The 22,239-nt window shown below is 70.1% G+C and carries 20 protein-coding genes; 10 read left to right on the top strand and 10 right to left on the bottom strand.

From position 1 onward, the window contains the following. Positions 1-28: 28 nt before the first annotated feature. The 4 genes from VEB62_RS10465 to dusB are packed head-to-tail and all read right to left on the bottom strand — an operon-like array spanning position 29 to position 5,657. Entirely contained in the window at positions 29-892 is an 864-nt protein-coding gene (locus VEB62_RS10465) for a D-amino-acid transaminase (protein WP_324799021.1), read from the bottom strand. Then, the gene (gene ntrX, locus VEB62_RS10460; protein ID WP_324799018.1) at positions 889-2,307 is read right to left on the bottom strand and encodes a nitrogen assimilation response regulator NtrX; all 1,419 of its coding nucleotides are present in this window, start codon (positions 2,305-2,307) and stop codon (positions 889-891) included. Before ntrX ends, VEB62_RS10465 begins: the two co-directional genes overlap by 4 nt. 9 nt (positions 2,308-2,316) lie before the next feature. After that, entirely contained in the window at positions 2,317-4,608 is a 2,292-nt protein-coding gene (locus VEB62_RS10455; RefSeq protein ID WP_324799015.1) for a sensor histidine kinase NtrY-like, read from the bottom strand. Then, entirely contained in the window at positions 4,605-5,657 is a 1,053-nt protein-coding gene (dusB, locus tag VEB62_RS10450) for a tRNA dihydrouridine synthase DusB (RefSeq protein ID WP_324799296.1), read from the bottom strand. The genes VEB62_RS10455 and dusB overlap by 4 nt, the downstream gene beginning before the upstream one ends. 63 nt (positions 5,658-5,720) lie before the next feature. Between dusB and VEB62_RS10445 the strand changes: the two genes are divergently transcribed. Beyond that, positions 5,721-6,872, top strand: coding sequence for a bifunctional 2-C-methyl-D-erythritol 4-phosphate cytidylyltransferase/2-C-methyl-D-erythritol 2,4-cyclodiphosphate synthase (locus VEB62_RS10445; protein WP_324799012.1), 1,152 nt, complete (start codon positions 5,721-5,723; stop codon positions 6,870-6,872). Here the strand turns inward: VEB62_RS10445 and VEB62_RS10440 are convergent, their stop codons facing one another. After that, on the bottom strand, positions 6,873-9,182 hold the full coding sequence (locus VEB62_RS10440) for a fused MFS/spermidine synthase (protein WP_324799007.1): 2,310 nt from the start codon (positions 9,180-9,182) through the stop codon (positions 6,873-6,875). An 81-nt stretch (positions 9,183-9,263) separates the two neighbouring features. On the opposite strand from VEB62_RS10440, the gene VEB62_RS10435 reads away from it, so the two are divergent. Continuing rightward, entirely contained in the window at positions 9,264-9,755 is a 492-nt protein-coding gene (locus VEB62_RS10435) for a CinA family protein (protein ID WP_324799005.1), read from the top strand. Next, a complete protein-coding gene (locus VEB62_RS10430) occupies positions 9,752-9,982 on the top strand; it encodes a sulfurtransferase TusA family protein (RefSeq protein ID WP_324799003.1) in 231 nt (76 codons plus the stop codon). The genes VEB62_RS10435 and VEB62_RS10430 overlap by 4 nt, the downstream gene beginning before the upstream one ends. Here the strand turns inward: VEB62_RS10430 and VEB62_RS10425 are convergent. After that, entirely contained in the window at positions 9,945-10,799 is an 855-nt protein-coding gene (locus VEB62_RS10425; protein ID WP_414642031.1) for a YihY/virulence factor BrkB family protein, read from the bottom strand. The two genes, VEB62_RS10430 and VEB62_RS10425, sit on opposite strands and share 38 nt — an antisense overlap. A gap of 258 nt (positions 10,800-11,057) precedes the next feature. On the opposite strand from VEB62_RS10425, the gene VEB62_RS10420 reads away from it, so the two are divergent. Genes VEB62_RS10420 through VEB62_RS10410 form a run of 3 tightly spaced genes read left to right on the top strand, consistent with a single transcriptional unit; the run spans position 11,058 to position 13,753 of the window. Beyond that, on the top strand, positions 11,058-12,371 hold the full coding sequence (locus VEB62_RS10420) for a diguanylate cyclase domain-containing protein (RefSeq protein ID WP_324798997.1): 1,314 nt from the start codon (positions 11,058-11,060) through the stop codon (positions 12,369-12,371). Between the two features lie 42 nt (positions 12,372-12,413). Then, positions 12,414-13,010, top strand: a complete 597-nt coding sequence (locus VEB62_RS10415; protein WP_324798995.1) for an ArsR/SmtB family transcription factor — start codon at positions 12,414-12,416, stop codon at positions 13,008-13,010. A gap of 5 nt (positions 13,011-13,015) precedes the next feature. After that, the gene (locus VEB62_RS10410) at positions 13,016-13,753 is read left to right on the top strand and encodes an SRPBCC family protein (protein WP_324798993.1); all 738 of its coding nucleotides are present in this window, start codon (positions 13,016-13,018) and stop codon (positions 13,751-13,753) included. A 3-nt stretch (positions 13,754-13,756) separates the two neighbouring features. Here the strand turns inward: VEB62_RS10410 and VEB62_RS10405 are convergent, their stop codons facing one another. From VEB62_RS10405 to VEB62_RS10390, 4 genes are read right to left on the bottom strand one after another with little or no spacing between them, the layout of a single operon-like run. Continuing rightward, entirely contained in the window at positions 13,757-14,242 is a 486-nt protein-coding gene (locus VEB62_RS10405; RefSeq protein ID WP_324798990.1) for a GNAT family N-acetyltransferase, read from the bottom strand. Position 14,243: 1 nt separating this feature from the next. Continuing rightward, positions 14,244-17,699 (bottom strand): transcription-repair coupling factor, encoded by a 3,456-nt coding sequence (gene mfd / locus VEB62_RS10400; RefSeq protein WP_324798987.1) that lies wholly within the window; start codon positions 17,697-17,699, stop codon positions 14,244-14,246. Next, on the bottom strand, positions 17,699-17,995 hold the full coding sequence (locus tag VEB62_RS10395) for an FAD assembly factor SdhE (protein ID WP_324798984.1): 297 nt from the start codon (positions 17,993-17,995) through the stop codon (positions 17,699-17,701). The genes mfd and VEB62_RS10395 overlap by 1 nt, the downstream gene beginning before the upstream one ends. Positions 17,996-18,046: 51 nt before the next feature. Then, on the bottom strand, positions 18,047-18,739 hold the full coding sequence (locus VEB62_RS10390; RefSeq protein ID WP_324798981.1) for a hypothetical protein: 693 nt from the start codon (positions 18,737-18,739) through the stop codon (positions 18,047-18,049). A 103-nt stretch (positions 18,740-18,842) separates the two neighbouring features. Between VEB62_RS10390 and recG the strand changes: the two genes are divergently transcribed. From recG to VEB62_RS10370, 4 genes are all read left to right on the top strand, one after another. Further along, on the top strand, positions 18,843-20,930 hold the full coding sequence (gene recG, locus VEB62_RS10385; protein ID WP_324798979.1) for an ATP-dependent DNA helicase RecG: 2,088 nt from the start codon (positions 18,843-18,845) through the stop codon (positions 20,928-20,930). Between the two features lie 87 nt (positions 20,931-21,017). Continuing rightward, complete coding sequence (locus tag VEB62_RS10380) at positions 21,018-21,338, top strand: ArsR/SmtB family transcription factor (RefSeq protein WP_324798976.1); 321 nt, start codon at positions 21,018-21,020, stop codon at positions 21,336-21,338. Then, on the top strand, positions 21,335-21,799 hold the full coding sequence (locus VEB62_RS10375) for an SRPBCC family protein (RefSeq protein ID WP_324798973.1): 465 nt from the start codon (positions 21,335-21,337) through the stop codon (positions 21,797-21,799). The genes VEB62_RS10380 and VEB62_RS10375 overlap by 4 nt, the downstream gene beginning before the upstream one ends. Before the next feature lie 2 nt (positions 21,800-21,801). After that, positions 21,802-22,215 (top strand): GFA family protein, encoded by a 414-nt coding sequence (locus VEB62_RS10370; RefSeq protein ID WP_324798971.1) that lies wholly within the window; start codon positions 21,802-21,804, stop codon positions 22,213-22,215. Positions 22,216-22,239: the final 24 nt, after the last annotated feature.

Below are 22,239 nucleotides of genomic sequence, written 5' to 3'. Positions count from 1 at the left end.
TTAGCCACCCGTCGTGCGGCGCCGCAACCTAGATGGCGTCGCGTTTCGCCTGTTCGAGATATAGCGTCCTCAGTTTCGTCGTGATGGGCCCGGGCTTGCCGTCGCCGATCTTCACCCCGTCGATCGACACCGCCGGCATGACGAAGGCGCCGGCGGCCGTGAAGAAGGCCTCCCTGGCGCGCCTGGCCTCGTCGACGCTGAACGGGCGTTCGTCCAGCTCGACGCCCTCGTCCTCGATGATCGCCATCAGGGCGGTGCGGGTGATCCCCTTCAGGATGTTGGCCTGGGTGTCCCGCGTGCGCAGCTTGCCGTTCTCGTCGACGATCCAGGCGTTGGTGGAGGAACCCTCGGTGACCAGCCCCATCTCGTCGACCATCCAGGCCTCATAGGCGCCGCGCTCTCGCGCCTCCTGCTTGGCCAGCACGTTCGGCAGCAGGCCGACGGTCTTGATGTCGCATCGGCCCCAGCGGATGTCGGGGGTGGTGATCACCGCGACGCCCTTCGCCGCCATGGCCTCGCTCTTCGCCGCGCTGATCGACTTCGCGGTGACGATGACGCTGGGCGGCGTGCCCTCGGCCGGGAACGGATGGTCGCGCCGCGCCGTGCCTCGCGTGACCTGCAGATAGACGATGCCGTTGCGCACCCGGTTGCGCCGGATGGTCTCCTGCAGCACCCGGGTCAGGGCCTCTCGGCTCATCGGAGTGTCAATGCGCAGCTCGTTCAGACTGCGGTGCAGGCGGGTCATATGGCCGTCGAAGTCGGCCATGCGGCCGTCGAACACCGACCAGACCTCATAGACCCCGTCGGCGAACTGGAAGCCGCGGTCCTCGACATGGACCGTCGCCTCGCCGTGCGGCCGGTAGGTTCCGTTGACATAGGCGACCCGACTCATGCCTCGACGGCTCCCTCTTCCTCGTCTTCGACCACGCCGCGAGCGGGCGACACGCCCAGCGACTTCAGCTTCCTGTGCAGCGCCGACCGCTCCATGCCGATGAAGGCGGCCGTGCGCGAGATATTTCCGCCGAAGCGCATGATCTGGGCCGTCAGATATTCCCGTTCGAACACCTCGCGGGCCTCGCGCAGCGGCAGGGCGATGATCCGCTCGGCCCCCAGGGAGCCGCTTGATCCCGCGCTGGTCGCCTCCTGCGGCAGGGCGTCGGCCCCGATCGGTTCGTTGACGTCGCCGGTCGCCAGGATCAGCAGCCGTTCGACGTTGTTCCTCAGCTGGCGGACGTTGCCCGGCCAGGGGTGCACCTGCAGGACGGCGATCGCGTCGTCGCCCAGCCGCCGCCGGGGCAGGCCCTGCGACACCGCCAGCGTCTCGATGAAATAATCGACCAGTTCCTGGATGTCCTCGCGCCGCTCCGACAGGGCGGGCACGCGGATCGGCACCACATTCAGCCGGTGGAACAGGTCCTCGCGGAAGCGGCCTTCGGCGATCTCCTGCTTGAGGTCGCGCGAGGTCGAGGTGATCACCCGCACGTCGACCTGCACGTCCTGCTCGCCCCCGACCCGGCGGAAGCGCTGCTCGACCAGCACGCGCAGGATGCGGCTCTGGCTCTCGCGCGGCATGTCGCCGACATCGTCGAGGTAGAGGGTGCCGTTGTGGGCCCGCTCGAACACGCCGATCTTGCTCGGCCGTCCGTCCTGGCCCTCCTCGCCGAACAGCTCCAGGTCGAGCCGTTCGGGCGTCATGCCGGCGGCGGCGATGGCCACGAACTCGCCGCGCGCCCGGGCGCTGGCCTCGTGAATCTGGCGCGCCACCAGCTCCTTGCCGCTGCCCGGCGGGCCGGAGATCAGCACCCGACTGTTGGCCGGCGCGACCTTGGCGATCGTGCTGCGCAGGGTCTGGGCGGCCGCGGACCGGCCTATGAAACCCGTCGGCGCCGCGACCTGGGCCCGCAGGCGCCGGTTCTCGCGCTTCAGCGAGGTCGCTTCCAGCGCTCGTTGAACTACGACCACCAACCTGTCGGACTTGAAGGGCTTTTCGATGAAGTCATAGGCCCCGCGTTGCAGGGCGGTGACCGCCGTCTCGATATTGCCGTGGCCGGAAATCATCACCACGGGCAGGTCGGGATCGAGCTCCTTGATGACATCCAGCAGCTCCAGCCCGTCCAGCCCGCCGCCCTGCATCCAGATGTCCAGCAGGGCCAGTGACGGCTTGCGCGCCCGGATCGCCGCCAGCGCCTCGTCGGAGTTGGAGGCCGTCCGCACGGCATGACCCTCGTCCTCGAGCAGGCCCGAGACCAGCTCGCGGATGTCGGCCTCGTCGTCGACGACCAGAATATCGGCTCCCGTGGATCGCATGTCGCCTCGCTATTCGCCGGCCGCGACGGTCGAGGGACGGGACGCCTTCGCGTCCTTGCCTCCGGCCGCGGCCGCTTGCAGTGGAGATTTCAGGGGGAAGATCAGGCACACCCGGGCGCCCGCAAGTTGCTCGGCGTCGGCCAGCTTCAGTTCGCCGCCGTGTTCCTCGCAGATGCGTTTGACGATGGCCAGGCCGAGGCCCGTGCCCTTCTCGCGCGTGGTCACATAGGGCTCGGTCAACCGGTCCCTATCCTTGGCGGGCAGGCCGACGCCGTCGTCCTCGATGATGAAGGTGGCCATGCCGTCGGCGACCTCCAGCCGGGCTGAGACGCCGGGGCGCTTGCCGTCGCCGGCCTTCGGCGCCGTCGCCCGCCGGGCCGCCACGGCCTCGCCGGCGTTCTTCAGGATATTGGTCAGCGCCTGTCCGACCATCCGGCCGTCGGCGTGCAGGACGACCTTGGGCAGCGGCTCGACCAGATCGACTCCGATGTCGGGCGCCGCCACGCGTTGGGCGAACACCGCCTCGCGCAGCAGTTCGGCCGGGTTCTCGGCGGTGAAGCGGGGCGCGGGCATGCGTGCGAACGACGAAAACTCATCGACCATCCGGCCAATGTCGCCGACCTGGCGGATGATGGTCTCCGTACAGCGGTCGAACACCTCGACGTCGTCGCCGACCTGTTTGCGATACCGCCGCCGCAGCCGCTCGGCCGACAGCTGGATCGGCGTCAGCGGGTTCTTGATCTCGTGGGCGATACGGCGGGCCACGTCGCGCCAGGCGGCGTTGCGCTGGGCCGTAACCAGCCGGGTGATGTCGTCGAAGGTCAGGACCATCTCGCCGCCGACGCCGCCCTCGATCCGCACCCGAAGGCGGCGCGTCTCGCCACCCCGACTGACGTCGATCTCCTCCTCGATATGCGCTTCGGCCCGCCCGGCCAATTCGCTCAGTTCCGGCGCCGCCTCTCCCAGGGGCCGACCGATGATCTGGGCGTCCGACAGGGCCAGAAGTTCGACGGCGCTGTCGTTGATCGCCGACACCCGCCGCCGCCGATCGACTCCGATGACGCCGGCCGAAACGCCCGACAGCACCGTCTCAATGAACCGGCTGCGGCCCGTGGCCTCCTCGCTGGCGGCCCTCAGCGCGGCCTGCTGCGCCTCCAGGTCGCCGGTCATCCGGTTGAAGGCGGCGGTCAGGGTCTTGATCTCGCCCGGCCCCTCCTCGCCCTCGACCCGGGCGGTCAGATCGCCGCCGGCGACCCGGTCCGCCGCTTCAACCAGTCGCCCGATCGGCGCCGAGATCGCGCTGGCGGCCGACATGCCCAGCCAGACAGCGCCGACCAGCACCAGCAGGGCCGTTTCGATATAGCTCAGGGCGAAGGCGGCCTGGATGCGTTCGCGGCTCTCCTGCGCCTCGCGGTAGGCGACGATCGATTCCTCGCCGTTGCGCATCTGGGCGATCAATCCGGGCTGCAGCGGGCGGACCAGATAGAGGTAGGCGTCGCCATAGGCCGGCAGCGCCATCAGCGACCGCACGGCGTCCGGGCCTTCCGTCGTTTGCTGCGGCGGGGGGCCGTCTTCCGACGCGGCCTCGAGCATTTCTCGCGGCGGGGCCAGATACGGCGGCGCGTCCGCGCTCTCGCCGCTCGCCAGCACCTCGCCGTCGGGCCCGAGGATGTAGATCGCCGGATAGCCGAACAGTTCGGCGATCTGGACCAGGGCGTCGGAGAACTGGATGCGGTTCTCGAACAGCGGCTGGGCCCCTCCCAGCTGTTCCGAGATGACCGCCAGATCCGAGTCCATCTCGTCCGACACGTCCTCCAGATAGGCCCGTCCGATCGTTGCGCCGTTCTCGACCGCGGCCTGGACATTGCCGCTGAACCACTGGTCGACGCCCCGGTTGACGAGGACGCCGAACACCAGGGCGATCAGCACCGCCGGCACCAGGGCCACCAGCGAGAACAGGGTCACGAACCGCAGATGCAGCCGGGCCCCGGCGTGGGTACGGCGCTGGAACAGCGAAAACACCCGCCGCCCGACGACGATCGCCAGGCCGCCAATCAGCAACAGGTTGATGGCCAGGATGACCAGCACAGCCTGGCTGGCAATGGCGCGTGCACCCTCGCCACTGGCGCCCGGGGCCACCGCCACCAGCCAGATCGCCGCGATGGTGACCAGGAACGCCACGGTGTAGGCGATGAGGAAGGCGTTGCGCCGGCGCTCCTCCGACCAGCCGGCGAACCAGCGCGCCGGCCCCCGGAGCGGGGCGGCGTCGGGTCCGGTTGCCGTGGAGGGCGTGTCCGTCATGCGGCTCCAGCTTCGGCGAACTGTGGCTCAATATCAACAGCCGAGTTGCCGGAAAGCGTCACCGGTCGCCATAGCTCGGCCAGGGCGACCTCCACCGCCTCGGGTGTCTCCAGCCGGCAAAGGCGAGCCTTCGCGGCGCGGCGCTCCAGCGGGTCCGCCGGCCACGGGGCCTGTTCGACGTACCAGCCGAGGTGTTTGCGGAACATCTTCAGGCCCAGCGGCAGGCCGTAGAAGGACGCCGATGCGCGGAGGTGTTCGATGACGATGGCCCGACGCTCATCCGCATCGGGCTCCTCAAGCACCGTGCCGTCGGCCAGCGCCCGCTCCAGATGCGCCGCCAGCCATGGCCGGCCATAGACGCCGCGGCCCAGCATCAGCGCGTCGGCGCCGGACTGGAGCAGCGCCGCACGCGCATCGTCGGCGGTGACGATATCGCCGTTGACGATGACCGGCACGCTGACCGCCGCCTTGACCTCGCCCACGGCGGTCCAGTCGGCGATCCCTGTATAGAACTGCTGGCGCGTGCGGCCGTGCACCGTCACAGCGCGGACGCCGATGGCCTCGGCCCGCCGCGCCAGCGCCGCCGCGTTGCGGCTGGCGTCGTCCCAGCCCAGCCGCATCTTGACCGTGACCGGCCGCGATGTGGCGTTCACGGCCGCCTCCATCAGCCGGCAGGCCAGGTCCGGCGTCCGCATCAGGGCCGAGCCGCAGGCCGAGCCCGTCACTTCCTTGGCCGGGCAGCCGAAGTTGAGGTCGATGATGTCGGCGCCGGCCCGTTCGGCCATGCGCGCGCCCTCGGCCATGGCGGCGGGGTCGCGCCCGACCAGCTGGATCACGGTCAGCGGCAGGCCCTCGCCGACGGCCGCGCGCCGCACAACGTCCGGGCGGGCGCGGGCCAGCTCGGCGGCAGCGACCATCTCGGTGGCGACATAGGCCGCGCCCAGTCGACTGGCCAGCCGCCGGAACGGCAGGTCGGTGATTCCGGTCATGGGCGCGGTCAGCACCCGTCCGGGCACCCATACGTCGCCAATCTGCACGCCGTTCGCCATCGGCTCCTTACCGCCGCTCCACGCGCCCTCGTCAAGCACGACGGCGGCGATTAGAAGGCCGGGATGACATCACCCCTCCCCGCCTTCGCGGCCATCGTGGTCGCCGCCGGTTCCGGTTCGCGCGCCGGCGGGGCCAAGCAATGGCGGAGGCTGGGCGGCAAGCCGGTCGTGCGCTGGTCGGTCGAGGCGCTGCTGGAGGCGGGCGCCGGGGACCTGGTCGTCGTCATCGCGCCGGGATCGGAGGTCGAGCTCGGAGCCGCTCTCGCGGGTCTGTCCGGCTGGCGATCCGCACCGGGCGGGGCGACCCGGGCCGACTCGGTTCGCAACGGCCTTGAAGCACTGGGCGGCCCCGACGCCCGACCCGTCCTCATCCACGACGCCGCGCGTCCGCTGCTCGGCGTTGACGTCATCCGCCGCCTGCTCGAGGCCCTGCCGGGCGTCGACGGCGTTCTGCCCGCCCTGCCGGTCGCCGACAGCCTGCGCCGGGCGACGGACGGCCTGGTCTCCGGCTCGGTCGAGCGCGACTCGTTGTGGCGGGCGCAGACGCCCCAGGCCTTCCGGTACCGGACCATCGTCGACGCCTACGCCGCCTGGCCGGTCGACAAGGTCGCCGCCGACGAAGCGGCCGTGGTCGAGCGCGCCGGCGGCGACGTTCTGATCGTCGAGGGCGATCCCCGGCTGATGAAACTGACCTTCCCCGAGGATTTCGCCATGGCCGAGGCCCTGATCCCGCGCCGGACCCGTGTCGGCCAAGGCTTCGACGCCCATCGCTGGGGCCCCGGCTCGTCGGTCTGGCTGTGCGGGGTCGAGATCGCCCATGACCAGACCCTGATCGGCCATTCCGACGCCGACGCCGGACTGCACGCCCTGACCGACGCCCTCCTGGGAGCCATGGGCGACGGCGACATCGGCGACCATTTCCCGCCCACCGATCCACAGTGGAAAGGCGTCTCTTCGGACCGATTCCTGGCCCACGCCGTCGAACGACTGCGCGCCCGCGGCGGCCGGCTGGTCAATGTCGACGTCACCCTGATCTGCGAACGACCCAGGGTGAAGCCGCACCGCCAGGCCATGCGCGAACGGCTCGCCGACCTGCTGTCGCTCCCGCTCGACGCCGTCAGCGTCAAGGCCACCACGACCGAGGCCATGGGCTTCACCGGCCGGGGCGAGGGCCTCGCCGCCCAGGCCGTGGCCACGATCGACCTGCCGGCCTGACTATGTCGGCCGTTCGGGCGGCGGCCGGAAGGCGCGCCACAGCGAGCCGAACAGATTGACGTAGTCGTCGGTCCACGGCCGCACCGACGTCGCCGGCGACGCGGCCCAGTCGGGATGTGACCGGAACCCGGCCAGACCCGCCTCGGTCGGAGAAATGATCAACGCCTCCGTCGACGCGATCGCCATGTCAGGCATGGTGCCGTTTTCCAGGTACAGGTTGTGCAGGCTGGGCTTGCCGAGCGCCCGGGCCGCGGCGACGGCCGGCAGGGTGATGTCGAGGTTGCGGTTCGACAGGTGCAGCAGCACCACGCCATCGGGCTTGAGCAGCTTCAGATAGCCCTCGATCGCCTCGACGGTCAGCAGGTGCGTCGGCACGGCGTCGGACGAGAAGGCGTCGATGATCAGCAGGTCGTACGATCCCGCCGGTTCCCGCTCGAGGGTCAGGCGCGCGTCACCCAGCACCGTGCGGACTTCCCCGGCCGCGCAACCCGAGATGTAGGTGAACCAGCGCGGGTCGCGCGACAGCCGGTCGACCATAGGGTCGATCTCGAAAAAGGTCAGGCTGTCCTCGGCGCGCTTGTAGGCCGCCATGGCTCCCGATCCCTGGCCGACGACGCCGATCTTCGCCGGCCCCCGGGCCTCGATGATATCCGCCGCCTGACCGATCGGCGTCAGGGCGTTGTAGTAGAGCGTCGGCTGGCAATCGAAGCGGCCGTCACGGGCCTGGGCGCCGTGCAGGGTCGTGCCGTGCATCAACACGTGGACGTCGCCGCCCATGCGCGCATCCTCGATCTTCGCCACCCGCATGACACCGAAGAAGCTGCGCTCCGAATAGCTCCAGTCATAGACGCGGACGACGTACTGCGACGACAGGGCGATCATCGCCAGCACGGCGACGAAGGCGAGCGCGCGATCCCTCAGCAGGAAAGCGCAGATCGCCGCCGGCCCGAGAATCCACAGCGCCACCTGGTCCAGCCCGAATGGAACCATGGAATAGAATTTCGCCCAGGCGGCGGCGTCGTGGCTCAGCCATGCCGACAGAGACACGGGAATCAGGGCCAGCACCCCCGCGGCGACCAGGGCCCCCGTCTCTTCCGGACGCAACCGGCCCTTGCCCCACGGCCGGGCAAGCCCGACGAGCACCAGCACCAGCGGATACTCCCAGACCATGTTGAAGATCACGGGAGCCAGCAGGGCCGTGAAGGCCCCGCCGACGACCCCGCCCACCGACAGCAGCAGGTAGAATTCCGTCAGCCGGTCCGCCGGCGGCCGCCGCGCCGCCAGCGTCTGGTGGCACATCAGCGCCGCGAAGAAGAAGGCGAGGATGTGGACCGCGAAGGCGATCGGCCATTCCAGCGTCCGGAAGGCCACCAGCAGGACGCAGACCGCCCCGATCGCGCCTTGCACCGCCAGGGTGATGGGCAGGGGAATCCACGGCCGCGCCTGGAAGGCGATCACGAAGGTCAGCAGGTACAGCGCCAGCGGGATGACCCACAGAAAGGGCGCCGAGGCGACGTCGGTCGACAGGTGGGACGTCACCCCCAGCATCAGGCTTGAGGGCGCGGCGGCGAGCAGGACCAGGATCCCCTTCTCGCGCCACGGGATCGGCGGCGTCGCGGCGAGCTGGGCCGGTTCGGCGTCGCGGTCGAGGCGGCGGCTCCAGACCACGAACGCCAGGGCCGCCACCATCAGCAGGAAGACCCCGTAGCCGCCGCTCCAGGCCATCCGCTGCTGCAGCAGGTTGGTCAGCGGTTCGATCAGGAACGGATAGGACAGCAGGGCCAGGAAACTGCCCAGGTTGGAGGCGGCGTAGAGGACATAGGGGTTCTTGCCGTCGGGATAGCCGGCCCGCACCCGCGCGAACCACGCCTGCAGCAGGGGCGCCGTGGCGGAGAGCACCGCGAACGGCGCGCCGACGGACAGGGCCAGGGTGGCCAGCAGCCAGCCGATCGGCGCGGCGGGGTCGGGATCCCCGAGCCAGCCGTTGATGTGCAGCGGCAGGAACAGCGCCGCGAGCAGAAGCAGGGCCAGGTGAACCCCGACCTGCAGCTTGATCGAGGCGATCCGCTGCAGCAGGTGCGCATAGAGGTAGCCGGCCAGCAACGCCGCCTGGAAAAACACCATCGCCGTGTTCCACACCGCCGGCGAGCCGCCGAGCGTCGGCAGCACCAGCTTGGTGACCATCGGCTGAACCACGAACACCAGTGACGCGGAGGTGAAGATGGCCAGGGCGAACAGCATCGGGGTCAGCCGGTCGACCGGCCGGTCGGGCGCCGCGGAAAGCCGGGAGTCGCCGGTGGTGTCGCTCATGCCCGCCCCGTATGCTGGCGCCGCCCGGGCGCGTCGCGCCACCCTGGACCGACTCGCCGCCGCTTCGGAAGACCCCGTTTCATGTTTCCCGACGATATCGAAATCCTGGCCCGGGAGGTCATCGAAGCCGCCGGCGCGCGGGGCCTGACGATCGCCGCGGCCGAGAGCTGCACCGGCGGCCTCGTCACCGGCGCCCTGACCGCCGTGCCGGGGTCCTCGGCCGTCGTCGAGCGGGGCTTCGTGACCTACAGCAACGCCGCCAAGGTCGAGCTGCTGGGCGTTCCCGCCGGCTTGATCGAGCGCCACGGCGCCGTCTCGGAACCCGTCGCGCGCGCCATGGCCGGGGGCGCCCTCGCCCGGTCCGCCGCACAGGTCTCGGTCGCCGTCACCGGAATCGCCGGACCCGGCGGCGGATCGCCGGACAAGCCCGTCGGCCTGGTCCATTTCGCCGCGGCCGGTCCCGGCGGCATGATTCACGTCGAGCGCCGCTTGGGCGACATCGGGCGCGAAGGCGTCAGGCTGGACAGCGTCCGCATCGCGCTGGGTCTGCTGCTGGACCGGATCGGCGCATGATCGTCGACGCCCGCGGCCACCGTTGCCCGACCCCCAGCCTCAGGCTGCAGAAGGCCATGCACGAGACCGGCCCGGGCGCGCGCCTGATCCTGCTGGCCACCGACCCGATGGCCCGGATCGATGTGCCGCACCTGATGGCGGGGATCGGCGGGCGCGTGGTCTCGATCGACGAGGCCGGCGGCGTCCTGACTATCGAGGTCGAGACGCCCGCCGCTCCGACAGGCTGACCACGGACTCCGGCAGGGGATCGGCCGGCTCCAGCACGGGGGCGCCGCTCGACCGCTGGACGATCTCCATCTCGGTCGCGAAGGCCCCGCCATAGAAGATGGCGTTGACGTTCCACGACAGCCAGATCAGCAGCACCACGATCGCGCCGACCGAGCCGTAGGTCGCGCCCAGCGGGGCGATCTGCTCGACATAGATGGCGCACAGCCAGGACGAGATGGTCGACATCACCGTCGCCACCACGCCGCCGACGATGGCTGGCGCCCACGCCACCGGAGTCCGATGGGACATGGCGTAGCGATAGAGCATGGTCAGACCCACGCCGAGGCCGAGGGCCGGCCACAGGCCGACGAAGGCCGCGCCTGCCCCTCCGCCGTCGGCGACCGCGCCGGGCCCGGCATGCTCCAGCAGGCGCGAGGTCACCACGGCGCCCGACACGATCGTGAACAGGGCGAAGGCGAACAGGGCCACGAAGAAGGCCAACAAGTTGAACTTGAGGAAGCCGTGCGGCTCCGTCTCGTCGTGGATCAGATTAAGTCCGGCCAGCAAGGCCTTGAATCCACGATGGGCCGCATAGCCGCCGATGATCAGGGCGAAGGCGCTCTGGGCGGAGACCGTGCTGGCCGAGGCGTTCGCGAGCCGCTCGATCTCGGTCATGAAGATGGTACGCGCCGCGTGCGGCATGACGTCGGCGAGCGCCGCGGCCTGCTCGCTGACCTGCCCGATCGACAACACCGCCTTGTAGAAGCCGATCAGGATGGCGATGGCGGGAAACACCGCCAGCAGGGCGAAGAAGGATACCCCGCCTGTATAGAGCATGACGTCCCGGCCCCAGCTGCGCGCGAACGCCTTGACCGCCAGACGCCCCCACAGCGCGGGCGTCGCCCAGCGCACGGCTTCCCTGATATCCGCCCTGGCCTGCAAACCGATGTCCCGTCCCGCCCCCGATGCGATTCCTTTAACCCAATTCTCCGCCGGGGAAAGGATGGCGCGCCGGTTGCCTCGCCACGGCGACCCTCGCTATGGTCCGCCCGCTTGAGAGCACGGCCCGGGTGGGGGGCCGCTGGAGACATCGCCTTGACTTCCGATCCGCGCATTCTGGTCGTCGCCCCGGATGACGACCTGGTCGGGTCCCTGTGCCAGGGGCTGGACGCGCTGGGATGGCGCACCGTCACCGCCCGAACGCTGGCCGGGGCCGTGCAGGTCCTGATCGACTGGCCTCTGGAGACGGTGATCCTCGACGCCCGCATGCCCGACGCCGCCGCGGGCGTCGCCGCCCTGCGCCAGACCGTATCGCCGCGTCGGCTGCCGGTCATGGCCATCGGCCCGGAGGCGTTGGACTGGCCCCCCGGCGTCGCCGACATCGCCATGTCCGGGCCGCCGCACGCGGCCCAAGCCGCCCTGCGCCTTGAAAACCTCGTCCGGGCCGCGATCGCCGAGGAAGAGGTCACCCTGCGCGAGGCGACCTTCGCCGCGCGGGGCGAACCCCTGCCGATGGCCGATCTCGACGCCAGTCCGCTCCGGGTGCTGGCCGCCGGCAAGCCCGACCGCCATTTCCTCGCCCTCTCCAACGCCCTCGTCGGCCATGGCTGCGAGGTCGTGGCCGCTCCCACCCCCTATACCGCCTTCGACTACCTCCATGAGCGGCCGTTCGACGCCGCCGTGCTGTGGGGCGCCGAGGACCACGCACCGGCCCTGTCCATCGCCTCGGGCATGAAGCGGAACACCCGCCTCTATCACATTCCGGCGGTGCTCTATCTGCGCGGCTCCGGCGAGATCAATCTGTCGGAGCTCTACAACCGCGGCTTCGCCGACGTCGCCGCGGCCGATACGCCCGAGGAAGAGACGGCCGAACGGATCGTGGCCCTGGCGCGTCATCATCGGCGGCACATCGCGATTAGGAAGGCGCTGGAAAGCGCGCGCGGCTCCGGCCTGACCGATCCCGCCACCGGCCTGTTCACGCCGGAGCTGTTCGCCAGCCACCTCGCCCGCGTCGCCGAGGGCGCCCGCCTGCGCCGTCGGCCTCTGTCCGTCGTCGTGCTGCGCGTTTCCGACACCCCGGCCGTGGTCGAGGCCCGCAAGGGCGGATGGCTCGACCGGGCCCTGCCCCAGATCGGAGCCATGGTCTCGCGGCTGATCCGCACCGAAGACACCGCCGCCCGCCTGTCGTCCGACGTCTTCGCCCTGGCCCTGCCCGCCACCCATGGCCCGTCCGGGCGCGTCGCGGCCGACCGGATCGCGGCCGTCATCGGCTGCACCGCCTTCGACGCCGGACCCGATCGCTCCCCCTTCGTGGTGGAGTTCGATGTGGGCGTGGCCGAGGTCGGGCCCGGCGAATCCCCCGCCGCGGTGCTCGAACGCGCCTCGAAGGACATCCGGGCTTCCAGTTGACCATCATTTGACAACTATGATTGTCTAATGCAGGTTCGGGACATGACAGCCCGGCCCTCAGCCCTGCTTGACGACCTGGACACCGCCCTGCTGGCGATGGCCCCGATCCGGCGCCGGATACTCGCCGCTCTCGTCGAGCCCGCCTCCGCGACGGGCCTGGCCGAGCAGCTGGACATGCCCCGCCAGAAGATCGGCCACCATCTCAGGGCGCTTGAGGCCGCCGGCCTGGTCCGCCTCGCCGGAGAACGGAAGAAGCGCGGCTTCACCGAGCGCCTGTTCGTCGCCGCCGAACAATATGTGCTGGATCCCGCCCTGCTTCAGGCGCCGCCCGATCCCGACGCCGTTGAGGCGCAGGACCGTCATGCCGCCGACCACCTTATCTCCACCGCCTCCGCCATGGTCCGCGACGTCGCCCGCATGCGCCAGGCCGCCGCGGCCGAGGGCGCGCGCCTGCTGACCCTGACGGTCGAGGCCGATGTCTGCTTCGCCGCGCCCGCCGACTTCGACGCCTTCACCAATGACGTGGCCGACGCCGTCGCCGCGCTCGCCCGAAAATATGCGGCCCCCTCGGGTCGCCGCTACCGCCTCACCGCCGCCGCCCATCCGGCCATCGTCAAATCGGCCCCGACAAGGAACTGAACGCCATGACCGAAGCCGCCCAGCTCATGGAAGACCACGTCCTCGTCGAGGTCACGGTCCCGGCCCCCGCCGACGCGGTCTGGGCGGCCCTGCGCGACCCCCAGAAGATCAAGGACTGGTTCGGCTGGGAGACCGACGGCCTGAAGGATGAGATCGATTTCATCTTCGTCACCCACGCGGAGGCCGACGAGGCGCGCCGCACCGTGACCTTCGTCGGCGTCAACGACCGCTACGAGGTCGAGGCGCGCGGCGATTCCAGCATTGTCCGGGTGGTCCGCTCCGCTCCCGCCGGTGACTGGTCGGATGTCTTCGACGGCATGATCGAGGGCTGGATCTCCTTCACCTGGCAGCTGGCCTTCGCCTTCGCGCGTCACCCTGGCGAGACCCGCCGCACGCTCTTCTTCTCGGGCCCGCCGCGCGAGGATCGCCTGGCGCGATCCCTGCTCGGCCTCGACGCCGCCCCCGCCCCGGGCGAGCCTTGGTCGATGCCGCTGGGGCCCCACGCGGACGCCTCCGGCCAGGTCTGGTTCACCGCCCGTCATCAGCTGGGGGTCACCGTCGACGCCTGGGGCGACGGCCTGCTGGTGGTGGTTGATCAGCCGCCGACCGAAAAGAAGCCGCGCGGCTCGACCATGCTGACCCTGACGACCTACGGACTGTCCGACGCCGACCTCGCCGGGCTGAAGGACCACTGGCAGGCATGGTGGGACGAACGCTTCGAGACGGTCGAGCCCGGCTGCTGACGATCAGAGTCGCCGGTACATGATGTGCAATCCGACCAGTCCTTCGGTCGGATGGTCGAAGGCCTCGGGCGCGGTGCCGATGATCTCGAAACCCAGCGTCTTCCACAGATGGACGGCGCTCCGGTTCGCCTCGACCACGGCGTTGAATTGCATGGCGTGGTAGCCGGCCCGCGCCGCACCGCGAATCACCGCCTCGCCGAGCGCCCGGCCGACGCCTCGCCCCCGGGCGGCGGGTGCGACCATGAAGCTGGCGTTGGCGACGTGCGCGCCGGGGCCGAGCTGGTTTGGCCCGAACCTGGCCGTGCCCAGCACCGCACCGGCCTCGTCGACCGCCACCAGAACGACGCACGACGGCAGGTTCCACAGCGCCCGTCCGTCCACCTCGGTCAGATCGCGCGGCCAGGTGTAGGTGTCGCCGGCGCGCACGACGGCCTCGACGATCGGCCAGATCGTCGGCCAGTCCGCCTCTGTCGCCTCGCGGATCCGCACCTCAGGCCGCCCCCGCCACCCGCGCCAGGTCGGTCGTGATTCGCTCGGCGACCTTCAGCCGTTCCGCCGGCGTGTCCCAGTCGCCCTTGACCACGATCTTCTGATCCGGCCGCAGCTTCCAGAAGGCGTGGTTCTTCTGGATCAGACCGACCAGCCCCATCGGATTGGGGAATTCGTTGTTGCGCAGGGTCAGCACCGCGCCCTTGGGCCCGATGTCGATGCGTTCGATGCTGGCGGTCTTGCAGTTGGCCTTGATGCCGACGATGCGCAGCAACTGCTTCGCCTCGTCCGGCAGCGGCCCGAACCGGTCGATCAGTTCGGCCGCCAGCGCCTCGCGGCTCTCGCTGTTCTCGGCGTCCGACAGCCGACGATACAGGCTCAAGCGAACATTGAGGTCCGGAACGTAATCCTCTGGAATCAGCACGGCCGCGCCGACGTTGATGGCCGGCGACCAGCCCCGGTCGACGGCGCCCCCGCCCTCGCCCGCCTGACGCAGCTCGGCCACCGCGTCCTCCAGCATCTGCTGGTACAGCTCGACCCCGACCTCGCGGATGTGACCCGACTGCTCATCGCCCAGCAGATTGCCGCCGCCGCGCTGGTCGAGGTCGTGGCTGGCCAGCTGGAAGCCGGCCCCCAGGTTGTCGAGCGACTGCAGCACCTGCAGCCTCCGCTCGGCCGACAGGCTCATCGGCTTCTCGGGCGGCGTCGTCAGATAGGCGAAGGCCCGCGCCTTGGCCCGCCCGATCCGGCCGCGGATCTGGTGCAGCTGCGCCAGACCGAACATGTCCGCCTTGTGCACGATCAAGGTGTTGGCGGTCGGAACATCAAGTCCGGACTCAACGATGGTCGTGGACAGCAGCAGGTCGTAGCTGCCGTCGTAGAAGGCGCTCATCACGTCTTCCAGCTGGGTCGGCGACATCTGGCCGTGCCCGACCACGAACTTGATCTCGGGCACCTGCTCGCGCAGGAATTTCTCGATGTCCGGCAGGTCCGACAGGCGAGGCACGACGTAATACGCCTGCCCGCCGCGATATTTCTCGCGCAGCAGGGCCTCGCGCACCAGCACCGGATCCCACGGCGTGACATAGGTCCGCACCGCCAGACGGTCGACCGGCGGCGTGGCGATGATCGACATCTCGCGGATGCCCGACAGCGCCATCTGCAGCGTGCGCGGGATCGGGGTGGCGGTCAGGGTCAGCAGGTGAACGTCCGCCCGCAGGGACTTCAGCTTCTCCTTGTGCTTGACCCCGAAATGCTGCTCCTCGTCGACGATCACCAGGCCCAGGTCCTTGAACCCGACCTGTTCGCTCAGCACCGCATGGGTGCCGACGACGATCTCGAACGAGCCGTCCTTCAGCCCCGCGCGCGTCTCGGCCGCGTCCTTCGCCGTGACCATCCGCGACAGGTGCCGAACCTTGATCGGCCAGCCGGCGAACCGCTCGCTGAAGGTCTTGAAATGCTGCCGCGCCAGCAGGGTCGTCGGGCAGACGATGGCCACCTGCTGACCCGTCATGGCCACCACGAAGGCCGCCCGCAGCGCCACCTCGGTCTTGCCGAAACCGACGTCGCCGCAGATCAGCCGGTCCATCGGCGTGCCCTTGCCGAGATCCTCCAGCACGTCGCCGATGGCGGCCAGCTGGTCGTCGGTCTCCTCATACGGGAAACGGGCGCAGAACTCGTCGAACAGCCCATGCGGCGGCGTGATCGCCTCCGAAGTCCGCAGGCTGCGCTTCGCAGCGAGAGCGATCAGCCCCTCGGCCATATCGCGCAGGCGGGCCCTGGCCTTGGCCTTGCGGGCCTGCCAGCCCGCCCCGCCCAACCGGTCCAGCTGCACCCCGTCGGCATCCGTGCCGTAGCGGGTCAGCAGGTCGATGTTCTCGACCGGCAGGTACAGCTTGCTGTCGCCGGCGTAGAGCAGTTCCAGGCAGTCGTGCGGCGCCTCCTGGATCTCCAGCGTCTTCAGCCCCTCGTAGCGGCCGATGCCGTGATCGAGGTGCACCACCAGATCGCCGGTCGTCAGCGCCGACGCCTCGGCGAGGAAGTTCGACGCCCGCCGCTTCTTCTTCGGACGCGCCAGCCGGTCGCCCAGCATGTCGGTCTCGGAGATGACAGCGATCTCATCCGTCTCGAACCCATGCTCGACCGGCAGGACGCCGCGCAGATAGAGGTCCTTCGGCGCCGTCTGGACATCGGCCCAGTCCCGCACCGCGACCACATGCTCCAGGCCGTGGTCGGCCAGCATCGAGGCCAGCCGCTCGGACGAGCCCTCGGTCCACGAGGCGAACAACACCCGCTTGCCGGCCGCCTTCACCGCCTCCGCGTGCCGCGCCACCGCCTCGAACAGATTGACGCTGTCCTGCGCCCGCTCGGCCGCGAAACTGCGCCCCAGCCGTCCGCCCGCGTTCTCTCCCGGTCCGGTGAACGGCGACAGCCGCCGCACCCAACGCCCCGCCAGCGCGCTGTTCCAGTCGCTCTCCGGCAGATACAGCCGCTCCGGCGGCAGGGCGCGGTAGGCCGCTCCGCCCTTGCCCATGGCGGCGTCGCGCCGGGCGTCATAGGCGTCCTTCGTCAGGGTCCAGCGCTCGGCCCGCGCCGCCTCGACCTGATTGTCGAGGAACAGCCGCGCATCATCGGGCAGATAGTCGAACAGCGTCTCCAGCCGCGCGTAGAGCAGCGGCAGCCAGTGCTCCATGCCCTGCCGCCGCGCGCCCTCGCTGATGGCCGAATACAGGGCGTCGTCGCCCGGCGCGCCGAACAGCTCCAGATAGCCGGTGCGGAAGCGCGAGATGCTGTCCGGGTCCAGCAGGGCTTCCGACACGGGCGCCAGCGACACCTCGCGCAGCTGTCCGGTCGAGCGCTGGGTGGCCGGATCAAAGGTGCGGATCGACTCCAGCTCCGAGCCGAACATGTCCAGCCGCACCGGCTCCTCGAAGCCCGGCGGATAGACGTCGATCACCCCGCCGCGCACCGCGAACTCGCCGCGCTCCGACACCGTGGAGGCGCGCATATAGCCGTTGGCGGCGAAATACCGCTCCAGCGCCGCCGTATCGAGGTCGAGCCCGACCGTGGTCTCGAATCCGGCCCCGCAGGTCACCTCGCGCGGCGGCGTCCGCTGCATGGCCGCACCGACCGTCGTCACCAGCAGCAGCGGCCGGCGGTCGCCGGGATCACGCTGCGCCAACCGGGTCAGCGCCGCCATCCGCTCGGCCGACACCGACGAGGTCGGACTCAGCCGGTCGTATGGCAGGCAATCCCAGGCCGGAAACTCCACCACATCGATATCATTGGCGAAGAACCGGAAGGCCTGAACGAACTCGCCCATGCGGGCGTAGTCGCGCGCGATGAAGGCGCCGACCCCGCCATCCGCCTTGAGTCGCTCGGCGACGGTCAGGGCGTCCAGCCCCTCCGGCGCGCCGCCCAGTTCCCGGTCATCACGTTTCAGGACCACGGCGTCCATCAACCGGCCCCTTCCGCGACGGCGGCGGCGACATGGGCGGCCATGAAGGCCCGGATGCGCGCCATCACCGGGCCGTCATGCGGCGCGGGCGTCGGCGCATTGCCGAGGATCCAGGCGTAGAGTTGGTGGTCATCCTGATCGAGAAGCGCCTCGAGCGCCTCCAGTTCCTCCGGGTTCAGGTCAGGTCCCTCGGCGTCGACGAACGGGCCGAGGATCAGGTCGGCCTCGCGGAATCCCCGACGCCAGGCGCGGAAACGCGCCCTCGCCAGTCTGGTCTGGAGGGTGTCATCGGTCATGAGCGCGCGGATATACCCGCCGGAGGCTCCGGCCGCCAGCCGCGCCGGTGATCAGGCCGGCCAGATCGCCTTCAGCTTCGCCGTCAGCGCCTGGCGCTCGGCCAGTCCGTGAGCGCCGCCGTTGATGAGCCTCGTCACCCGCGGCACGTCGTCGGCGTCGCTGGCCGGATTGAGCCCCCGCGTCCGCCAGAAATCGACCGCCGCCTTGATCGATCCCGCCGGAGTCAGCACCAGATCGGGATTGATCTCGTACTCCACACCCGTCCGCCGGTAGTTTGCCCGCCCGGTCAGCTGGATCAGCCCCCGCCCGCGATAGCGATAGCCGTCCCCCGGCTCGGTGTTTCCCAGGTTGGTCCTGCCCCACGACCCGCCATAGACGGCGTTGGCGATCCCCGCCTTGTCGGCCGGCCGACCGGGCTTGCGACCCAGCGCCTCGCACTGGGCGGCGGAGATGCGCTGGCGCGAGAAGGTCGCCTTCAGCCCGGCCACGCTGTAGTTCAGGTTCTCCTCGACCGGCCGGAAACCGCTCTCGTGGGTGACCTGGGCGAAGAAATGAATCTTGCGCAGCCGATTGGTGATGTCCCCGCCCTTCAGATGCAGGGCCAGCAGACCGCCGGCGCCATCCGGCGCCCTTCCGTCGGAGATATAGCTGGCGAGGGCCTGATAGGTGTCCCTCCCCAGCAGGCCGTCGATGATCCCCGGATTGAACCCCTTGGCCTTCAGATTCTGCTGTAAAGCTGTCACGGACATGATCTTCCCTCTCGAAAATCCGCGTTCGTCGGCGATCATGGCGCGAGACCCGGGTGCGCGCAACCGACGGGCGTATCCGGGGCCGGGGGCGACCTAGATGCGGCCGCCGAGTCTCTTTCCCCTGTTCGCCGAGGTCTCCACCCTGAGGGGCGTGGGGCCCAAGGTGCTGCCGCTCGTGCAGAAGCTGGCGGGCCCGCTGGTCCGCGACCTGCTGTTCCTGTCGCCCTCGGGGCTGATTGTCCGCCGGCCAATGACCGCGACGACCGCGGTCGAGGGCCAGGTCGGAATCTTCGAGATCGTCGTCGACCGCCTGATTGTCCCGGGCAAGCCCGGCGCGCCGATCAAGGTGCGGGCCACGGACGCCGACGGCTTCGTGCACCTGATCTGGTTCGGCGGCTCGGCCCAGCATATCGACCGGCTGCTGCCCAAGGGCGAGCGCCGGCTGGTTTCGGGCAAGGTCGAGCGCTTCAACAATGAGGTTCAGATCGTCCACCCGGACGTCTTCACCCTGGCCCAGGCCGACGACATAGCCGCCGTGGAGCCGGTCTATCCGGCCACCCAGGGGCTGAGCTCCCGCGTCATCCGCAAACTGGTCCAGTCCGCTCTGGAACACGCGCCTGAGCTGCCGGAATGGCAGGACCCGGCCTGGCTGGCCAAACGCCGCTGGCCCGCCTGGCGCGGCGCCCTGCAGGCCCTGCACGCGCCCGCCGCCGAACCCGACCTCCTGCCCGAGGCCCCCGTCCGCCAGCGGCTGGCCTATGACGAACTGCTGGCCCACCAGCTGGCCCTCGCCCGCCGCCGCCGGGCGCGTCAGATCACCCCGGCGCCCGTCATCATGCCCGGCGGGCCCTCGGACCGTGTGCTGAAGGCCCTGCCCTTCGACCTGACCGGCGCCCAGGTCCAGGCGATCGCCGAAATCCGCCGCGACCTCGCCTCGGGCGAGCAGATGGGCCGCCTGCTGCAGGGCGACGTCGGCTCGGGCAAGACGGCGGTGGCCGCCCTGGCGCTAGCCGACGCCGCCGCCTCGGGTTTCCAGTCCGCCCTGATGGCTCCCACCGAAATCCTCGCTCGCCAGCACTGGCAGCGGCTGGCTCCAATGCTGGAGGCCGCCGGCATTCCCACCATCCTGCTGACCGGTCGCGATACCCCCGCCGAGCGGCGGACGCGGCTGGCTGCCCTGGCCGCAGGCGAGGCCCGGGTGGCCATCGGCACCCACGCCCTGTTCCAGGACGCCGTTCGCTTCGACCGGCTGGCGCTGGCGGTGATCGACGAGCAGCACCGCTTCGGCGTCAACGAGCGCCAGCGGCTGCAGGCCAAGGGCGATCCGCGCACCGGCGGCGTCCACCTGCTGACCATGTCCGCCACCCCGATCCCCCGCACCCTGGAGCTGACCCAGTACGGCGAACTCGAGGTGTCGCGCCTCACCGAAAAGCCGCCGGGCCGCACGCCGGTGACGACCGCCGTCCTGCCGCTGGCCCGCATCGGCGAGGTGGCCAAACGGCTCAAGGCCGCTCTCGACAGCGGGGCCCAGGCCTACTGGATCTGTCCGCTGGTGGCCGAGAGCGAGGCGTCCGACCTCGCCGCCGCCGAGGCCCGCGCCGCCGACCTGCGCCGCATCATGGGCGTCGAGGTCGGCCTCGCCCACGGACAGATGCCGGGCGCCGAACGCGAGGCGGTGATGGCCGAGTTCGCCGACGGCCGCCTGCCCCTTCTGGTGGCCACGACCGTGGTCGAGGTCGGCGTCGACGTGCCCAACGCCTCGATCATGGTCATCGAACACGCCGACCGCTTCGGTCTCGCCCAGCTGCACCAGCTGCGCGGCCGGGTCGGGCGCGGGACCGCCGCGAGCACCTGCCTGCTGCTCTACGGCGGCGGCGACGGCGGCCTCGGCGACACCGCCCGCGAACGGCTGGAGATTCTGCGCCGCTCCGAGGACGGCTTCGAGATCGCCGAAGAGGACTTCCGCCTGCGCGGCGGTGGCGATCCGCTCGGCCTCAAGCAGAGCGGTTTCCCGGCCTATCGCTTCGCCGATCCGATCCGCCATCGCGAGCTGCTGCTCGCCGCCGCCGACGACGCCCGGCTGGTGCTCGGCCGCGATCCGGACCTGGCCTCCCCCCGGGGCGAGGCGGTCAGGGTGCTCGAGGCCTTGTTCGACTGGCGTAACGACCGCCCGGGACTCGACTAGCCCCTACCCTCAGCCCGCGGCGGCCTGACGATGATTTGACATGCAGGCATTTACCTGCCTATTGTCCTTTCACACCGAGTGAGACCGATGCACGACGACAAGGTTTTCAAGGCGCTGGCCGACCCGACGCGCAGAAAGCTGCTCGACCTTCTCTCCGAGAAGAACGGTCAGACGCTCGGCCAACTCTGCGAACACCTCGCCATGGCGCGTCAATCCGCGACGCAGCACCTTGAGATTCTCGAGGCGGCCAATCTGGTGAGCACGCTCCGGCGGGGTCGCGAGAAGCTGCACTTCATCAACCCCGTCCCGATCCACGAAGTCTACGAGCGGTGGGTGCGGAAATTCGAAACCCGGCGGCTCAGCCTGCTGCACGACCTCAAACAGGAACTCGAAGGAGACCCGAAATGACCGGCGAAACCATCAGCTTCGTCTATGTGACCTACATCGCTTCGACCGCGGAAAAGGTCTTCGAAGCCATCACCAGACCCGAGCTCGCGCGCCGCTACTGGGGCCATGAGAACGTCTCCGACTGGACGCCGGGGTCGAAATGGGAACACATCCGCGCCAATGACGAACGGACCGTCGAACTCGTCGGCGAGGTCGTCGAGACCTCGCCGCCCACCCGTCTCGTCATCACCTGGGCCAACGCCTCACAGGCCGACGATCCGGCCGCCCGAAGCCGGGTGACGTTCGACATCGAACCCTATGAGGACATGGTCCGGCTGACCGTCAGCCACGACGATCTCCAGGCCGACAGCGGCATGGCCAACGGCGTCCAGAAGGGCTGGCCGGTCGTCCTTTCCAGCCTGAAATCCTTCCTCGAGACCGGCCGCGGCCTCGACGTCTTCGCCAAGCCGAAGGCGGCCTGACCATGACCGGCCCCTACGCCGGCGGCTGCGCCTGCGGCGCCGTTCGCTACGAAACGAGCGCCGAACCCGTCTTCCAGAACCACTGCCAGTGCCTCGATTGTCAAAAACGGAGCGGCGCGGGACACGGCTCGTGGCTGACCTTCCCCGATCGGGCCGGAATGGCGATTAGCGGCGAGGCCAGCACCTGGCGCGTGACGGCCGACAACGGGAACGAGAAGACCCATGCCTTCTGCCCGACCTGCGGGACACCGGTCCATCTGACGTTCTCGTTCATGCCCGACATGATCGCGGTCCCCGCCGCCAGCCTCGACGACGCCGGCCGGTTCACGCCGCAGGCGGTCACCTACGGCGTTCGCGGCCATGCCTGGGATACGCTGGACGCCGGGCTGCGGAAATTCGAGCGGATGCCCGCATAGGACGGCCGGGCTGGTGGGTCGCTT

It is taken from the genome of Brevundimonas sp., from assembly GCF_035626975.1.
Taxonomy (GTDB): Bacteria; Pseudomonadota; Alphaproteobacteria; order Caulobacterales; family Caulobacteraceae; genus Brevundimonas.
Note: the sequence above shows the minus strand (reverse complement) of the source record. Positions and strands in the feature narration are given on the sequence as shown.

What these genes read in the sequence shown, in the direction of transcription:
- dusB (WP_324799296.1), bottom strand. Translation starts at nt 5,657, where the DNA reads ATGGCGAACGGCGTGCAGATTGGCGACGTATGGGTGCCCGGACGGGTG.
- VEB62_RS10410 (WP_324798993.1), top strand. Translation starts at nt 13,016, where the DNA reads ATGACCGAAGCCGCCCAGCTCATGGAAGACCACGTCCTCGTCGAGGTC.
- ntrX (WP_324799018.1), bottom strand. Translation starts at nt 2,307, where the DNA reads ATGCGATCCACGGGAGCCGATATTCTGGTCGTCGACGACGAGGCCGAC.
- recG (WP_324798979.1), top strand. Translation starts at nt 18,843, where the DNA reads ATGCGGCCGCCGAGTCTCTTTCCCCTGTTCGCCGAGGTCTCCACCCTG.
- VEB62_RS10465 (WP_324799021.1), bottom strand. Translation starts at nt 892, where the DNA reads ATGAGTCGGGTCGCCTATGTCAACGGAACCTACCGGCCGCACGGCGAG.
- VEB62_RS10435 (WP_324799005.1), top strand. Translation starts at nt 9,264, where the DNA reads ATGTTTCCCGACGATATCGAAATCCTGGCCCGGGAGGTCATCGAAGCC.
- VEB62_RS10370 (WP_324798971.1), top strand. Translation starts at nt 21,802, where the DNA reads ATGACCGGCCCCTACGCCGGCGGCTGCGCCTGCGGCGCCGTTCGCTAC.
- VEB62_RS10415 (WP_324798995.1), top strand. Translation starts at nt 12,414, where the DNA reads ATGACAGCCCGGCCCTCAGCCCTGCTTGACGACCTGGACACCGCCCTG.
- VEB62_RS10440 (WP_324799007.1), bottom strand. Translation starts at nt 9,182, where the DNA reads ATGAGCGACACCACCGGCGACTCCCGGCTTTCCGCGGCGCCCGACCGG.
- VEB62_RS10425 (WP_414642031.1), bottom strand. Translation starts at nt 10,799, where the DNA reads ATGCTCTATACAGGCGGGGTATCCTTCTTCGCCCTGCTGGCGGTGTTT.
- mfd (WP_324798987.1), bottom strand. Translation starts at nt 17,699, where the DNA reads ATGGACGCCGTGGTCCTGAAACGTGATGACCGGGAACTGGGCGGCGCG.
- VEB62_RS10445 (WP_324799012.1), top strand. Translation starts at nt 5,721, where the DNA reads ATGACATCACCCCTCCCCGCCTTCGCGGCCATCGTGGTCGCCGCCGGT.
- VEB62_RS10395 (WP_324798984.1), bottom strand. Translation starts at nt 17,995, where the DNA reads ATGACCGATGACACCCTCCAGACCAGACTGGCGAGGGCGCGTTTCCGC.
- VEB62_RS10430 (WP_324799003.1), top strand. Translation starts at nt 9,752, where the DNA reads ATGATCGTCGACGCCCGCGGCCACCGTTGCCCGACCCCCAGCCTCAGG.
- VEB62_RS10375 (WP_324798973.1), top strand. Translation starts at nt 21,335, where the DNA reads ATGACCGGCGAAACCATCAGCTTCGTCTATGTGACCTACATCGCTTCG.
- VEB62_RS10380 (WP_324798976.1), top strand. Translation starts at nt 21,018, where the DNA reads ATGCACGACGACAAGGTTTTCAAGGCGCTGGCCGACCCGACGCGCAGA.
- VEB62_RS10455 (WP_324799015.1), bottom strand. Translation starts at nt 4,608, where the DNA reads ATGACGGACACGCCCTCCACGGCAACCGGACCCGACGCCGCCCCGCTC.